Origin of the sequence: Coleofasciculaceae cyanobacterium, from assembly GCA_036703275.1 — a bacterium.
Lineage (GTDB): Bacteria > Cyanobacteriota > Cyanobacteriia > Cyanobacteriales > Xenococcaceae > Waterburya.
This window is the reverse complement of the sequence record DATNPK010000025.1, coordinates 35,535-51,484: the sequence shown is the minus strand read 5'-3', so window position 1 is coordinate 51,484 and position 15,950 is coordinate 35,535. Positions and strand designations below refer to the sequence as shown.

The 15,950-nt window shown below is 40.0% G+C and carries 15 protein-coding genes; 4 read left to right on the top strand and 11 right to left on the bottom strand.

Annotation, left to right across the window (positions count from 1 at the left end; all coding sequences use genetic code 11):
- Positions 1-69 precede the first annotated feature (69 nt).
- Positions 70-2,715 carry a primosomal protein N' gene (gene priA, locus V6C71_05395; GenBank protein HEY9767932.1) on the bottom strand — a complete coding sequence of 882 codons (2,646 nt, stop codon included), beginning with the start codon at positions 2,713-2,715 and terminating at the stop codon, positions 70-72.
- 661 nt (positions 2,716-3,376) lie between these two features.
- Between priA and V6C71_05390 the strand changes: the two genes are divergently transcribed.
- On the top strand, positions 3,377-4,486 hold the full coding sequence (locus V6C71_05390; protein HEY9767931.1) for an RNA polymerase sigma factor, RpoD/SigA family: 1,110 nt from the start codon (positions 3,377-3,379) through the stop codon (positions 4,484-4,486).
- A gap of 232 nt (positions 4,487-4,718) precedes the next feature.
- Here the strand turns inward: V6C71_05390 and V6C71_05385 are convergent, their stop codons facing one another.
- A complete protein-coding gene (locus V6C71_05385) occupies positions 4,719-4,991 on the bottom strand; it encodes a DUF3143 domain-containing protein (GenBank protein ID HEY9767930.1) in 273 nt (90 codons plus the stop codon).
- An 89-nt stretch (positions 4,992-5,080) separates the two neighbouring features.
- On the opposite strand from V6C71_05385, the gene V6C71_05380 reads away from it, so the two are divergent.
- Entirely contained in the window at positions 5,081-6,310 is a 1,230-nt protein-coding gene (locus V6C71_05380; GenBank protein ID HEY9767929.1) for a 4-hydroxy-3-methylbut-2-enyl diphosphate reductase, read from the top strand.
- A gap of 37 nt (positions 6,311-6,347) precedes the next feature.
- On the opposite strand, the gene V6C71_05375 is transcribed toward V6C71_05380, so the two are convergent.
- Positions 6,348-7,607 carry a pitrilysin family protein gene (locus V6C71_05375; protein HEY9767928.1) on the bottom strand — a complete coding sequence of 420 codons (1,260 nt, stop codon included), beginning with the start codon at positions 7,605-7,607 and terminating at the stop codon, positions 6,348-6,350.
- Positions 7,608-7,878: 271 nt separating this feature from the next.
- On the opposite strand from V6C71_05375, the gene V6C71_05370 reads away from it, so the two are divergent.
- A complete protein-coding gene (locus V6C71_05370; protein ID HEY9767927.1) occupies positions 7,879-9,696 on the top strand; it encodes an ABC transporter ATP-binding protein in 1,818 nt (605 codons plus the stop codon).
- A gap of 62 nt (positions 9,697-9,758) precedes the next feature.
- Here V6C71_05370 and V6C71_05365 read toward each other — a convergent pair whose 3' ends face one another.
- From V6C71_05365 to V6C71_05350, 4 genes are all read right to left on the bottom strand, one after another.
- Positions 9,759-10,019, bottom strand: coding sequence for a sulfiredoxin (locus V6C71_05365; GenBank protein ID HEY9767926.1), 261 nt, complete (start codon positions 10,017-10,019; stop codon positions 9,759-9,761).
- A 295-nt stretch (positions 10,020-10,314) separates the two neighbouring features.
- The gene (locus V6C71_05360; GenBank protein ID HEY9767925.1) at positions 10,315-10,800 is read right to left on the bottom strand and encodes a DUF2294 domain-containing protein; all 486 of its coding nucleotides are present in this window, start codon (positions 10,798-10,800) and stop codon (positions 10,315-10,317) included.
- A 338-nt stretch (positions 10,801-11,138) separates the two neighbouring features.
- On the bottom strand, positions 11,139-12,479 hold the full coding sequence (gene gorA / locus V6C71_05355; GenBank protein HEY9767924.1) for a glutathione-disulfide reductase: 1,341 nt from the start codon (positions 12,477-12,479) through the stop codon (positions 11,139-11,141).
- Between the two features lie 44 nt (positions 12,480-12,523).
- Entirely contained in the window at positions 12,524-13,099 is a 576-nt protein-coding gene (locus V6C71_05350) for a thioredoxin domain-containing protein (GenBank protein HEY9767923.1), read from the bottom strand.
- Positions 13,100-13,536: 437 nt separating this feature from the next.
- Between V6C71_05350 and V6C71_05345 the strand changes: the two genes are divergently transcribed.
- Positions 13,537-13,890, top strand: a complete 354-nt coding sequence (locus V6C71_05345; protein ID HEY9767922.1) for a hypothetical protein — start codon at positions 13,537-13,539, stop codon at positions 13,888-13,890.
- 112 nt (positions 13,891-14,002) lie between these two features.
- On the opposite strand, the gene V6C71_05340 is transcribed toward V6C71_05345, so the two are convergent.
- From V6C71_05340 to V6C71_05325, 4 genes are all read right to left on the bottom strand, one after another.
- The gene (locus tag V6C71_05340; protein ID HEY9767921.1) at positions 14,003-14,896 is read right to left on the bottom strand and encodes a YihY/virulence factor BrkB family protein; all 894 of its coding nucleotides are present in this window, start codon (positions 14,894-14,896) and stop codon (positions 14,003-14,005) included.
- 118 nt (positions 14,897-15,014) lie between these two features.
- Positions 15,015-15,170 (bottom strand): hypothetical protein, encoded by a 156-nt coding sequence (locus tag V6C71_05335; GenBank protein HEY9767920.1) that lies wholly within the window; start codon positions 15,168-15,170, stop codon positions 15,015-15,017.
- A complete protein-coding gene (locus V6C71_05330) occupies positions 15,160-15,381 on the bottom strand; it encodes a DUF2945 domain-containing protein (protein HEY9767919.1) in 222 nt (73 codons plus the stop codon). The genes V6C71_05335 and V6C71_05330 overlap by 11 nt, the downstream gene beginning before the upstream one ends.
- The gene (locus tag V6C71_05325; protein HEY9767918.1) at positions 15,362-15,877 is read right to left on the bottom strand and encodes a DUF4385 domain-containing protein; all 516 of its coding nucleotides are present in this window, start codon (positions 15,875-15,877) and stop codon (positions 15,362-15,364) included. The genes V6C71_05330 and V6C71_05325 overlap by 20 nt, the downstream gene beginning before the upstream one ends.
- Positions 15,878-15,950 lie beyond the last annotated feature (73 nt).

The following is a 15,950-nucleotide window of genomic DNA, read 5'->3' as shown; positions in this document are numbered from 1 at the left end:
ATCTTCAATCATCTATAACTTAACTAATGATTGAATTTTAATCATTAAAGAAAAAATAATCGATGATTTTTACTCCATATTGATTGGATCGACATCAATGGTCATGCTGACAGATTTAGGTAAGTGCGATCGCCAGATATTTAGATCGGGCAAGTTAGCCTGGGCTGCTGCGGAGAACTTGAGTAAAATTTGCCACCGATAGCGACGGGCAACCCGCATAATATTGGCTGGTGCGGGACCTAATATTTCGTATTCCGCGCTCAAAGTATCAATTAAGCGATCTGCTAACGTTTGGGCAGCTTGTTCTACCTCGCGCTGGTCGATACTACTCAGCTTGATTAAAATTAAATTTCCGTAGGGAGGATAGTTTAATTCTGCTCTCTGGCTCAATTCGGTGGTGCTGAAATCTTCATAGTTGTGGGTTTTAACTGCCTGAATTACTGGATGTTCGGGGGAATAAGTTTGTAAAATTACTTGACCAGGAATGTCGCCTCTACCTGCTCTACCCGCTACCTGAGTTAAGGTTTGAAAGGCTCTTTCGGCAGCTCGATAATCACTACGATGTAATAAGCCATCTGCTGCCACAATCCCGACTAAGGTAACTCCTGCAATATCTAATCCTTTGGTCAGCATCTGAGTTCCAATTAAAATGTCTGCTTCTTGCTGAATAAAGCGATCGATTAACTGACGATGAGCCCCCTTGTTGCGGGTAGTATCGCTATCAAACCGAATATATTTAAGCTCAGGAAATAATTTAGCTAGTTCTTGGGTAACTTTTTGCGTCCCACTGCCAAAAAACTTGAGATAGGGAGAACTGCATTCAGGACAAATATCAGGCTGGATACGAGTATGGTTGCAGTAGTGACAGCGCAATAACTTGGCTGCCCCTTCATGGGTATGGTGATAAGAAAGAGATACATCGCAATCTGGACATTCCATCACGTAACCGCAACTGCGACAAGAGACAAAGGTACTATGTCCTCGTCTGGGAATAAATAAAATACCCTGTTGTCCTTGTGATTGCATATCAGCGATCGCCTGTTGCAGAGCTAAACTAAAAATCGAGCGATTGCCTCGACTTAATTCCTGACGTAGATCGACTATGGTTACCTGGGGTAAAGGGCGATTACCGATTCTTTCAGGTAGAGATAGATAAAATGCTCTGTTTGTGAGGGCGCTTGTGTCGCCCGTCCACTCTCGCCCTAATTCTGGCGCAGGATCTCGCTTTGCTCGCACTTCTGCACCTGCATCTTGTAAGGGCGAATAACCATTCGCCCCTGCTTTGGCAACCGCTATCAAACTTTCCAAAGATGGAGTGGCTGAACCTAAAACCAAAGGACAATTTTCTAACTCGGCACGCCACTGAGCGACCTTGCGGGCGTGATAAGTAGGTATCGGGCGGTCTTGTTTAAAACTAGAGTCGTGTTCTTCATCAAGGACAATTAAGCCTAAATTTGGTAACGGAGCAAAGATAGCCGAGCGCGTACCGATTACTACCTGGGGTTCTCCCTGTATCGTCTGTCGCCAAGTATCGTAACGTTCTCCAGCGGAAAGTTTGCTGTGATAGACACATACTTGTTCACCAAAACGAGCGCGAAAGCGATCTGTTAACTGCGGGGTTAAGCCAATTTCAGGCACTAGGACTAGAGCTGATTTTCCCTGTTCTAAGATAGGCGCGATCGCCTGAAGATAGACTTCAGTTTTACCTGAACCTGTTACCCCATGCAAAAGGATTTGAGCATGGTTCTGTTGAGCGTTGATTACTGCTAAGGCATCGGCTTGCGCTGGATTTAGTTCTTTGGATTGGTCTGCTGCTTGAAGGACTCCTTGTTCTTGACGCAAAATCTCGCGTTCTGAGCAGATAATATAGCCTTTAATTTCCAGTTTTTTAATCGTGGCTGAGGTAGTACGACACAATTGGATCAATTCTTTCAACCACAATTCCCCACCGCGATTTTTTAAAATCTGCAATATTTCTTGCTGTCTTGCGGTTAAATCGTCCAAAAAGCTATTTGTTGCCAAAGTAACGGCTATTTTTAATTTAGGTTTGGCTCGTTTGGGAGGTTCTAAGTAATTTTCGATCCAGCCTCGCTTGCTAAGTTCTTTGATACCACGATTTGCTCCTTTAAGCTGATTTTTGAGATAATTTACGCTATAGTCGCCATCTTTCTGACTTTGTAACAGTTGGAGAACTCGCCCTGCAATAAGGCTACAAAAAGCTTCTGCACCAGGCGGAACTACAGAACTTAATCTGACTCTTCTTTGCGATCGCCCTAATAAACCAGGGGGGAGAGCTACCCGAATCGCACTGATTAAATCTGTACTGTAGTAGTTAGCTAATTTTTCTAGTAGTTGCCAATAGGTATCTTTGAAAAATCCCGACGTAATTACATCTTCGACAGAACGAATTTGTTTTGGCTCTAAATGTTCTGGGGGAGAGGTTAATAAGCGAATGGCAATACCTCCTGTAAGCTGCATCCCAAATGGAACGCTGACTATATCACCCGAACGCACTATTAAGTCTGGGGGAAGGCTATAAGTGTATAAACCTTGTGTTCCTGGACAATCAACTAAAACCTCGACCCACTGCTGAGAATTAAACGTGTAAATGTTTTGGGGTTCTGCTAGTACCAGACTGGTTTGAGTCATAAATTTATAGGAAGAGCGATCGCTACCATCTTGGGAAGAGCCATTTTCGGCAGTACCAGTTAACATTCAAAGTTGATTAATTACTCGTACAAAAATACTATTTTACCTTTAGTCTCGCCACTCAAATAAATATTTAGTTTAATACTAATTTTATTTTGTGTAATAAATAACATTAATCGAATTTATATAAGATTAATGTGGCAGTGCAATCAAAAATATATAAGCTAATCTGATTAAAGTCATCGCTTCATCACAAAAAACATTTGAAAGTAAACAGAGCTACATTTTTAATCAAATTTTTGTGAAAAGATATTAAGCTAATCATCTAGGAAAAATTTGTTACTTGGATGTTTAATCCTGTTTAATTAAATATATTTCAAGGAAGATTAAAACTCAAGCACCATAGGCGATAGAGAAAAATTATGTAGGCTACCTTACTATAATTTTTCAACAAATAATATTAAGAAAAAGTATGCTTTTAAAGGAAAAAATCAGAAACATGAGAGTTTTATAATTAACCAATTAACTTAAAACAGAAAATAAAATAAATTTAGTTTAAAAAAACAAAATGCATTGCCGATTATTTGATTCAGGTCTTTTTGCCTAATTTTCAGGTTTCTAGTTAAACATCAACAGTGTAAAAACCAACTAGTTCTATTGGTCAAAACTAATTGTAAATTATTTTTCAGACATCGAAAAACTTGCTTTAGAAAAAGGGGCTAAGCCAATGACTACAGTGAAATTGACAGAAAACGATAGCTATAGCACAAATATTTTAGTTAGTGAAGAATCTCAAATCATAGTCGAAGATTTAAACTTAGTTGAAGCAGAATACACTGATAAAAATCAGTTTGGCTCTGAGACTGATAGTCGGCGTAAAATTGCCTTAGAAGATAATATTGGCGCATTTTTCAAGGAAATGGCTCGTTATCCTTTGTTAACAGCAGAGGAAGAGATTATTTTGGCTAATGATGTCAAGTTAATGTTAAACGTAGAAAAAACTCGACGCAAGCTAGCTGAAGAACTACAGCAAAAGCCGACCAAAGCTGAATTGGCAACAGCAATGGGGTTAGAATCAGCAAGACACTTAGAGCTTATGCTATACCGGGGAAAAGTAGCCAAGCGCAAAATGATTCGTTCCAATTTGCGACTAGTAGTATCTATTGCCAAACGCTATCTTAATCGTGGCGTTCCTTTTCTGGACTTAATTCAAGAGGGAGCGATCGGTTTAAATAGAGCTACAGAGAAGTTTGACCCCAATAAAGGCTATAAATTTTCTACCTACGCTTACTGGTGGATTCGTCAGGCAATTACCCGCACAATTGCTAATGATGCTCGTACTATTCGTTTGCCGATTCATATTGTCGAAAAACTCAACAAACTTAAAAAGGCTCAGCGTAACTTAAAGCAAAAGCTACAGCGTAATCCTAGCGAGACAGAATTAGCACAAGAGCTAAAAATACCTCCCGTTCAACTGCGCCAGTTATTAGAGTTACGTCGCCAGTCACTATCTTTGAATCATCGCGTCGGTAAAGCGGAAGATACAGAGCTTGTCGATCTTTTAGAGGATAGCGATCTTCAGCTTCCTGAAGAGCGGATAAATGAAACCATGATGCGCCAAGAAATTACTGATGTTCTTGATGATGTATTAACCCAGCGAGAAAAAGACGTTATTTGTTTACGTTATGGTTTATCTAGCAGCCAACCCTACACCTTAGAAGAAGTGGGGGGAATGTTTAGCCTATCTCGCGAAAGAGTGCGCCAAATTCAAAGTAAGGCGATGCGTAAGCTGCGACGCCCTCAAGTAGCGCGTCGACTCAAAGGATGGCTAAATTAATTAGCGATCGCCAGAGCTTTTCGATCTAAGTAGCAATAAAGTCAGAGATTACTCCGCCGTCCTAAAGGATACCGCTCCGCATATAAAACGACGGAGCCTGCTCTGACCGTTGGTCAATCAAGCCTTAAATTCTAAGGCTTTTTTTTCTGGCATAGTCTGGCATAATTTAGAGCTGCGCGTAGCCGAAGCGATCGCCCAGCGAGATAAATCTAAATAACTCTAAAAATCCAGGTTATGGTCCTGAAAAGACTGCATCTTCTACATCTTGGCGACTGAGAGAATATTTAAAAGAGCGACTCAGATTTTGACTTTCTAATTCGGCATCAAAATAACGCACGGTCAATTCTTCGGTATCAAGGCAAATTTCTGCTTTCCAGGCTGATTCAGCTAAATACCAACAGTGAAGATTATTTTCGTCTTGATCGCAGCCTTTACTGCGTAGCCATTCTTCGAGAGTAGGCAAAGTGTGATTATATAAAGGGGTATCTGCTTCGGGTAAACTCACTAAAATTTTCTTAAACTATAAAGTAGTATTAAGAAAATTTTATCCTATCTATATAAAAATAAAATAAACTCAAAATAAACATAATTTTTATGACCAATCAAAAAATAGATACAAAAGCTTTCAAACGTTCTTTGCAGCAGTCGCAAAACTATCATCGTCGCGGTTTTGGACACGATGAACAAGTGCATCAAACCATGAATTCCGAGTATCAAAGTGATTTAATTCAAATTATTCGCGATCGCAACTATTGCTATTCCCAAGAAGACGTAACGATTCGTCTAGCTGAGTCTTTCGGCTTTTGTTGGGGTGTAGAAAGAGCCGTAGCCATGGCTTATGAAACCAGAGAGCATTTCCCGAACGAGAAAATCTGGATTACTAACGAAATTATTCATAATCCTTCGGTCAATCAGCGTTTGCGAGAGATGAATGTAGGCTTTATCGAACTGATTGATGGCGAAAAAGACTTTAGTGTAGTCGATGGTGGTGATGTAATTATTTTGCCTGCTTTTGGTGCCAGTGTTCAAGAAATGCAGCTGCTCAACGATCGAGGCTGTAAAATTGTTGATACTACCTGTCCTTGGGTGTCTAAAGTCTGGACTTCTGTCGAAAAGCATAAAAAACGCGACTATACCTCAATTATTCACGGTAAATATGCCCATGAAGAAACTATAGCTACTAGTTCCTTTGCCGATCGCTATTTAGTAGTGTTAAATCTGACACAGGCAGAATATGTGACTAACTATATTCTTCATGGTGGGGACAAAGAAGAGTTTTTAGCTTTATTTAAAAATGCTTACTCTCAAGGATTCGATCCCGATCGCGATTTAGAGAAAGTCGGCATTGCCAATCAAACCACAATGCTCAAAAGCGAAACAGAGCAAATTGGCAAGCTTCTGGAACAAACCATGCTGAAAAAGTATGGTCCAACCGAGTTAAACGAACATTTTATGAGCTTCAATACGATATGTGATGCCACTCAAGAAAGACAGGATGCCATGTTTGACTTAGTAAAAGAAGATTTATCCTTAATGATCGTCATTGGTGGCTTTAATTCTTCTAATACTACTCATCTTCAGGAAATCTCCGTCGAAAGCAAAATTCCTTCTTATCATATTGACTCTGTAGAAAGGATTTTAAGTCGCGATCGCCTAGAACACAAGCCTTTAGACGGAGAAATTACCGTTGCCCAAAACTGGCTACCAGAGGGAAAAATTACCGTCGGCGTAACCAGTGGTGCATCTACTCCCGATAAAGTGGTGGCTGATGTGATCGAGAAAATATTTGATTTAAAAATTCAAAAAAGTAGGGCGATCGTTTAAATTACCCGTTTAACTAACATATTGCAGATAATGTGAGTTAGCCTTCTGGTTTGACAATCGAAATATAAGGCTGGCTCAGATATTTATTGGCTACCTGATACACTTTCTCAGCCGTAATTGGGGGAATACTAGCCTGGAAGGTATTGTCAAAGTCTACCCCCAAACCCAAAGTTTCATACCAACCATAGGTTTGAGCAATTTCACCATTGGTTTGTTTACCCAGAGCATATTGTCCCAGCAGCTTATTTTTTGCTCCCTGCAACTCTTCCTCCGTCAAGGTTACTTGCGTCAGACGTTTTACCTCGCTACTTAAACCTTCAATTGCTATCTCAGTATTAGCAGGTGCTGTTCCCATATAGGTAATAAAAGGTGCGATATCCAAACGAGTCGGAAAAAATGCGGAAATATCGTAAGCCAGACCTCTTTTTTCTCGTAATTCGACAAATAAACGGCTAGAGAGTCCGTTACCCAAATAAGTGCTGATTAGTTTTAAGACGGGATAATCCTCAAGATTTACCTTGGTCCCCAAGTAACCCAGCATGACAATCGACTGTTGGGTATCTTGAATAATTTCTTGCTGAGAAGGATTAAGAGTAGGAGAATTTAGCGGAGAAGGAGGACAAGGATAATCTGGTTTTTGCCAATCACTAAAAACCTCTGAAATAAGATTAACTGCTTGCTCTTGGGTAATTCGTCCAGATAGACTAATAACCAAGTTATCGGGACGAAAATAAGTTTGATGATACTGCTGGAGATTGGCGTGAGTTAAAGCTGCGACACTGGTTTCTGTACCCAATACAGAAACCCCATAGGGATGTTGCGGATACATCTGTTGACGCAACTGATCGAAAGCCACGTTAAACGGCTGTTCTTTTTGAGAACGAATTGCTTGTAAAGTTAGCTTGCGCTCCAATTCTACTTCTGATTCAGGGAAAGTAGGCGATCGCATAATCTCTGCTAACAGCTTCAGCATCGGCGGAAAATCTGACGATACAGTTTTGAGACTGAGGGAAAAATAGTCAGTCGAAGCATCTGTACCTAACCCCGCACCAATCGACTCGATTTTTTCAGCAATTTCTAAAGCAGATAAATTTTCTGTTCCCTTGGTGATTACCGCCGAGACTAAATGAGCCAATCCAGCTTGCTCTGGTTGCTCGGCAATTGTACCTGCACCTTTAAGAAAGAAACGACCTGAAATGATATCTGCTGCTTGGTTTTCGACGACTATCAAAGTGATGCCATTATTTAAAATTAAGCGGTGTAGATTAGGAATCGTTATAGTGGAATTGGAAGACATAGGGTATTTTATTGAAGAAATTAATGTATTGTTAGCCGAATAAACCGCCTGTATCTATATCTAAGCAGCTTTTCTAACTGTAGGTTTACCAATTAAGAAAAAACTATCAACGCAACGCGGAGTTTTGAGTCTCAAAAGCTGGAACATTTTCTTGAGCAAATCAGTAATATTTATTTTTTAGTTTTTAGCTAATAGCTATTAGCTGTTAAACCAGAAGTATTGTCCTATTTTCTACTTCTGCTCATTCATTTCTCGTTCATCTTTTTAAATAATGTCTTCTTTTCGCGATATTGTTAGTTATTTTGGTAAGTACAAAGCGATCGCCATTCTCAGTATCGCTGCTTCTAGTTTGTTTGAGATTATTGATTTAGTTGTTCCCTATTGCATCGGGCAAATCTTGAACGTATTGTCGAATCAGCCTTTGGATGCGCCGATCCGCAGCTCGATTGCCTTAGTGCAGAATATTGGCAATTTTCCTCAGGGAAAATGGTTGTCTTTGGGGGTGTTGCTAGGAATAATTTTTATCGTAACGGTAGTGCGATCGCCTATTGAGCCTTGGATTGGAGTCTGGCATCACTGGGCAATTGCGCTCAAAGCCAGACGAGATAACTTTAGTCAAGTGGTAGCCAAGATTTTGACTTTACCCTTAGGTTATTACGATGAGAATAATCCTGGGCGTATTTCGGGGAGAATCGCGCGGGGCATCGAAAATCATACCTGGACGTATCCTGAGATTGCAGGGCAGTTAATCCCCAAACTGGCGCGGATTCTGGGTATCTTTGTGATGATTTTATTTATTGAACCCAGAATTGCGATCGCTTTTCTGCTTTCTTTTGTCTTAATTCTGATCTACAGCTTGAAACATCTGCGATTTTTGATTGCTAAAGAAGAATTATTGGAAAAACATCAGGAGAATACCGAAAGCCGTACCTCAGAAATTATTACCAACATCAAAACCGTTAAGTCTTTTGCTGCCGAAGCCCAAGAATATCAACGGCAACAGCAGCGATTTGAGCGGGAGTTTAAATATGTTACCTATCGCATCCATCGGGGTTACGTCAATTTAATTACCTGGTCGCGCACCGTAATTCAAACCTGTGTCTTTTTTGTTTTGTTGTTTACCCTAATTTCTACCGTTAGGGGCAACATTACTTTAGGTCATTTTATTACCACTCTGACCGTTTCTAGTATGGCGTATGCAGAGCTTGAACCTATTGGTCAGCTAGCAGAAATCTTTGCCCGTCGCTATGCTTCGATGAAACGTTTTCATGACTTTATGCAGCTTGAGACGGGAATGGATGCAGCCAGTTTGGTTATGGAAGACGTGGCGGATAACCCTTACAAGTTCGATGGCAAACTAGAGTTTGAGCATCTCAGCTTTGGTTACGATCGCCATCGTCTAATTTTGCAAGATATTAACCTTTTAATTAAACCATACCAGACTGTTGCTTTAGTAGGTCGTTCTGGTTCGGGCAAATCTACCTTGGTCAAACTACTGTTCCGCTATTTTGAACCTAACCAGGGAGCGATTAAGGTTGACGGTGAAAACATTCGCGATCTAGATATTACTCATTATCGTCGTCGTTTAGCGATCGTACATCAGGATGTCGATATTTTTAATGGTACAGTTTGGGATAATTTAATCTACGGTAATCCTCAAGTAAATCGAGAACAAGTTAAGCAAGCCTGTCAAATAGCTAGGGTTAATGAGTTTATCCACGATCTACCCCAAGGTTATTTAACTGTAGTGGGAGAAAGAGGAGTTAGGCTTTCAGGAGGGCAAAAGCAGCGTTTGGGTATTGCTAGAGCTTTAATTGTCGATCCTGATATCTTAATTTTTGATGAAGCGACATCCAGCTTAGATTATGAGTCGGAACGTTCGATCCAGTTAGCCATGAGAGCGATTTTAGGTACACGCACCACCCTGATTATCGCTCACCGTCTTAGTACTATCCGTGAAGCCGACCAAATTGTCGTATTAGATGCAGGGAAAATAATTGAGATAGGCAATCACGCGGAATTATTAAACCAAGGCGGTATTTACCACCGCCTCCATTCTTTACAAGAAACAGGCGAGGTTTTTAGTTAAAAGCTAATAGCTAATAGTTAAAAACCAGAAAGTCTAAACGCAACCAATCTACACCCAGCCAATTAAGCAATATGCGATCGCAATACTGAACGAGGTGCGCGGCGTACTCGACATTTAATAGTTGCTTTGCCAAGCAGCTGATGTGCTTCATATCGATGACAACCAGAAAAACCATAATACTGTCCATCTACTTCTAAAACATCAATAGGCTCATGTAAACCTTCTTTGGCGATTGATTGAGCTAATTGTTCTACCTTAAGCCGATCTGTTTGTCTTGGTAAAGGTCGATGAATTTGATTGACTTCTAGTTCTCTGACTTCCATTTACTTATTCATACTCATTATGAGTTGTATTTTACCCAAATAATATTAAAGCTATTAGCTATTAGCCAATAACTCAATAACGCGACTAAAAAGTAAAGTTCAAACGAACGTTAACAATATTTCTCCATCAAAAGATGTATATCTTTATACAATGTAGGGTCAAAGCTAAACAAACTAAGTTTGGTTACAAGAAAATGGGTAATTACGCCCCGTCATTAATGACGATTGGGGAAAAGGAAAAAGGGAAAAGGCAGTCCCCCAGTCTCCCGGTTCGCTGCCCTTTTAGGGGAAGAGTCTACCTAACAACCTCCATTTCTTCTCTATCTGTTTGCCTGTCTTGACCACTGACAATCATGACTGGTGCAGGTTGCTTGCTATGGTTAACGATTCTGTTTTTGGGAATCGAACTTGGATTGCGGACTCGGGGTGATTCGCTGAGAGTTGCGATCGCGCCTGCTCTGTTAGTTTCTATCGTAGAATCGAACAAGATATCTTCGACCTGAACCGACAATATTTCTTCAATCAGTGTTTTTAGCTTAAATTCAACTACTTTATTAATTTCTTTATTCAACTGTTTAACCATGCCGTCTAATTCTGGACAACCAGCCAGAGCTAGTTCAACAGCCGTTAATGAATTTTCAATGACAATCGCCAGTCGATTACCAAAAAGCTGACAAATTACTTTATCAGGAGAGTGTTCTAATTCTCGAAGATATAGTTTTTGAATGCTTTGCGAAAGATTTCGCTCTAATTGTCCACAAGTTGGTAGGTTTTGCTCCATTATCTTTTTTAATTCTCAACATAAATGATAGATTGTAGTCGACAAACATCTTTAATAAACATCTTCTTTCTAGATTTGGTTATTGACTACAATGTGGCTTACAAGTCAAAGAAGATGATGCAATTCTTCGTATAAAAATCCTAGAACAATTCCAAGGCTTTTCAAATGAGCCAAAAGTTGGATCGTTTGACTATATCCAAAGATGTATATCTCAAGATAGGTGACTATTTATTAAATGGTTTCAATCCTCGCACTTTGGGGCGAAAAAGCTAAGAGCTAATAACTAATAACCAATTGACAAACAACGTAGTGTCTTAACTTGTCACCAATAACTGACCTTATGATAAAGACATAAATTCTTCGCCAATGGTAGGATGAATACCAAAAGAATTGTCTAAATCCTGTTTAGAAATGCCTTTACGGATAGCTACACCAAGACATTGAATCAGATCCGCAGCGTGTTCTCCAACCATATGTGCGCCGATAACTTTTTCTGATTTGCCTACGACTACTAACTTAATCACTGCTGACTCTTGTGCCTCATCAGCTAGACTATAAAGCATGGGCGTAGTGCGATCGCAATAACATTTAACCTCATCACCGTACTTATCTTTAGCTTCTGATTCACTCATGCCGACGGTGGCTGCTTCGGGACGAGAAAACACCGCCGAAGTAACATAGGTATAGTCGATACGCTGAGGATTTTTACCATATAAGGTTTCTACTACTGCTAAGGCTTCTGCTTTAGCTACTGGAGTTAGCGGAACGCGGTCTATGCAGTCACCGACAGCATAAATATGCGGATTTTGGGTGCGACAATATTCATCAACCTTAATCTCACCTTTCTCGCCAGTTGCCACCCCTGCCTTGTCTAAATCTAAACTTTTGGTGTTAGGTGCGCGTCCAGTGGCTAACAATACTTTATCGGCAATAATGGTTTGATCGTTAGACAAGTGAAGCTTAAAACGGTTACCATCACCGTCAATTTTCTCGGCTGTAGTTTCGCTAATAAATTTAACTCCACGATCGATCAATCCTTGCTGAACATTGATTCTCAAATCGCGATCGAATCCTGACAGAATTAGTTCGCCAGTGTCCATCAACACTACTTCTGAACCAAAAGCATTCATCATACTAGAAAACTCCACGCCAATATAGCCACCACCAATGATTGCTAGTTTCTGGGGAATTTCTCCTAGCTGAAACATCTGACGAGAGGTTATAGCCAATTCTTTGCCTGGAATGTCTGGCTTAATTGGGTGTCCCCCGACGGCGATCAAAATTTTATCGGCACTGATTAATTGGTCTTCTACTTCAACTGTGCCGCGATCGATAAACTTAGCTGCACCATAGATTAAATCAATTCCTTTTTCGGCGAAGGTATCTTTAAAAGAATTGCTAATATCATCTAGGCGTTGATGAATTTTCTGCATTAGCAATGACCAATCAATTTTTCTCTCGCATTGATGCCAGCCATAGCTAACGGCTAAAGATTCTTGAAGCGCAAAATCCGCAGCATAGACCATCAATTTTTTAGGAGTACAGCCTCGGTTGAGGCAAGTTCCCCCAACTTTTTCCTGTTCGATAATTCCTACTTTTGCCCCATACTCAGCAGCTTTTTTAGCAGCAGCCATCCCACCAGTACCTGCGCCGATGATTAAAAAATCGTAGTTAGTCATTCTGTAGTAGTTTTATTAGTGCTTAGTTGTATTGTTAAACTTGTTTAAAGCAAAGCAGCGATCGCCTTTTGCCAATCCTGCAAGCTAGATTGAGAAGACAAATCAGTTGCTTCTGCACCATTAATAAAGTAGGTGGGAGTTGACCAAACCCCTCGTATAGTAGCGAAACGAGCGGGTATTCTGGCTTGGCTATAAATTTCTTGGCTATTTAATAATTCGATAAACTGGTTTTTGTCTGACCATTCGCTAGCATCCACGGCATAGCTAGCTAGAAGTTGATGCCACTGGTTTTGTGTCCTATCTTGAGATGCCTCGTTAGCAAATTCTGACTGATGCTCAAAAAGATAGCTGACAAACTTAATGAACTGGTTGGTATCATCTCCCGCCACTGCGATCGCAGCTTTAGTTCCATCCCAGCTTTGACGATGATTGCCCAGAGTCATCGGATAAAGAATCAGGTAGATCTGTTGCTCAGAGTATGCTGCTGCCACCTGCAATATTGTTTGCCAACCCTTTTTCGAGAAAGGACATTCGATATCAAAAAACATCTCAATTACTATTGGGGCATCGGCATTACCTAATCTATAGCCGCTAGGTCTTTGGGGGATGGGAATAGACATGAAGCTGATTAGATAAAATTGTTTAATGTATACTTTTATTACACTTTAATTTATCGGTCAAAAATATCTTCTTTAAGAAGTAGATATAAGCGCTCACCGCTGTTAGTTATTTCTATCTAACGAAGGATGAGTAAAAATCTTCGACAAAATACGTCAGATTTTCTTGACTGAGTTTATGGCGATCTCTATTAGTAACAACTTATCTACAAACGAGTAAAGTTTGTCAGAGCATATTCACCACAAATTATAATATTCCCCACAAATTATAACCTTAGTCGGAGGAATTAATGTTGGTAAGTTAGTTAATCTAAAATTTAGTGGATAATAGCCAAGTAAATTTAGTATTCAATCTATTTGACCAAAATCGAATGAATTTACTTTGATTTTAAGCTATTGACACTGATTAAAAAATCGCACATTTATCTAACAAACCAACTATGATACATTTAATTTCTCAAGCTATAAGTTACGCTAGTTCTCTGCTTAAAAAAATTCAAGTAACAAGCTTTCTAACTACTATTTTATTAGGAGCAATTTTATTAACCAGTGGTGTTAGCAATTCGGCCACAAACGGCAAGACTGCCGCCGATGTTGTTGGCAGCGATGTTGTTAACACTAATCCTGAAAGACCAAGCACAACTCGTGAGTGGCGACAAGAAGCACGCCGAACCGACGATGCTCCCTTAGAAAGAGTCAAAGAAATCGGCAAGGAAACAAAAGAAGCAGTAAAAGATTGGGGCAAACTTTATCCAGATGTTGCCGATAGTACTATTCCCGACGATCTAAAATAATCAGCATTTGCTTACTCAGATAGTAAATCTAATTAAGCTTAGATTTACTGTCGAGCATTTTTTATTTAATATTTTTCAGTTCAAATTCCTATGTCATATCAAGTTCGGATAGTTATTTATTAGAAGATTGAGAATACTTTGCTTGAGAGTCGGGACGAATTTTTTTGCCATATTTACGAGCATAAACTTGAGTAATCTCTGCGCCGAACAACAGAATTTGAGCTGAATAAAATACCCAGGCTAAAAAAACGATCAAAGAACCAGCAGCACCATAAGCTGAACCCAAGCTGCCTCTACCCAAATACAAGCCGATTAAAAATTTGCCTATGGTAAATAATAAGGCGGTAATTATTGCTCCTACCGAAACATCCTTCCAGCGTATTTTGGCATCGGGAAGATACTTATAAATTAGGGCAAATAATAAACTGATCGAGCCAAAAGAAACGACAAAATTAACTAATCGCCACAGGGGAGTAAAACCAGAAAGCAAGTTAATTTCTAACTTACCAATGCCAGATAATATAGCACTCAGGACAAGAGATACTAGCAGTAAAAAGCCGATCGCCAGTACCATACCGAAAGATAATAGTCGCTTACGAACAAATTCCCAAATACCCGCATTTGGGTTGGCTTTAACGTTCCAAACAGTATTTAAAGCTTCCTGTAGTTGAGCAAACACGCCAGACGCACCGATAAACAACACCACCAGACTAATAATTGATGCTAAGTTACCAAGCTGTGGTCGATTTGCATTAGCTAAAATCGTTTCAATTGCTTCAGCTCCCTCTTGTCCTACCAACTGATTGATTTGAGATACAATTTCACCCTGAGCAGCATCTTGGCCAAAAACCGCACCAGCGATCGCGATCGCAATAACCAACAGTGGCGCGATCGAAAATACCGTATAGTAAGCCAAAGCAGCAGCCAGCATCGAAGCTTTATCTTGCTGCCATTCACCGAAGGCTTCTTTAATTAATTTAAAAATTGGTTTAACTCGGATCTGCATCAATCAGCGACAATATACAACTGCCCACAATCTTGCATGGGATTAAAAACGATCGCATCTAACCAGGGAATGAGCTTCTTGCTTTATGTCATCAATTAGTAATGCAGAAGTAGTTATACTAAATCCTGTTGAGATCCACCCAGTCAAAATTGAGTGCAGGCAACAGATTTTTAGCCTGGTTCAAACTACTCACCGAAAGTGAGTTTTCCGAATCAGATTTAGTGTTGAGAGCTAATGGCGATCGCTGTTGATTATTGAGTGAACTATCCTTCATTCAATTCGCTTTTGAGCTTTAATACTTGCGTACCGTCTTCTTGCTCAATTAAGTAAGCAGGGTTATCTTTCTCACCGTTGCGTGTAACCTCACTCCCTTTAATTTTTTTAGTTATTTTTTCCTGGTGAATTTCTTTTACCTTACCTTGGGCGGTACCGTTGCCCCAATCCCAGGATACGGGTGAACCTGTTCTAATTTGCTTTTGTCCCATGATCCGTTGCGTATTTTTGCTGGTGTTGCTGCAATAGTTGTTGGTATTTACGATTAGTTTTTGCTTGTTGCCACTTTGCCTTAAATATTTCTGCTGACTTGGCTTTGATCGGATCTACCTCCAAGGGTAGTAGTTCTTTTCGTGCTTCTTTCTCGGCTGCTTTAGATTCTGCCTTTTGAGGATTAGTGCGGTATTTTTTACCACTCTTATGATTAGCATAACGCCTGGATCTGGTGTACCCCATCTGGATAAACTTACGCGCCATGTCTGCACCAACAAAATCGTCATTATCTAAATATTGCAGGAACATTTGATAAATTTTTTCGCTGGATTTAGTAGCTATTTCGGGATTCTTAAATCGCCAATGGGGTAATATTTCAGACTTATAAGGTTCAACCAACAAAACCCCTTGTTCTCCTTTGCCCACGCGGTAGAGATCGGGGCGATCGCGAAAATTTAAATTAGCATAGTCTAGAGAGTAATCAAATTTTGCCATGATTGAAGATGCGAAGAAATCGCGCCTTGAGTAACTTACCGCCAAAGGCATTTAGAAAAACCCCGTCGTTCCA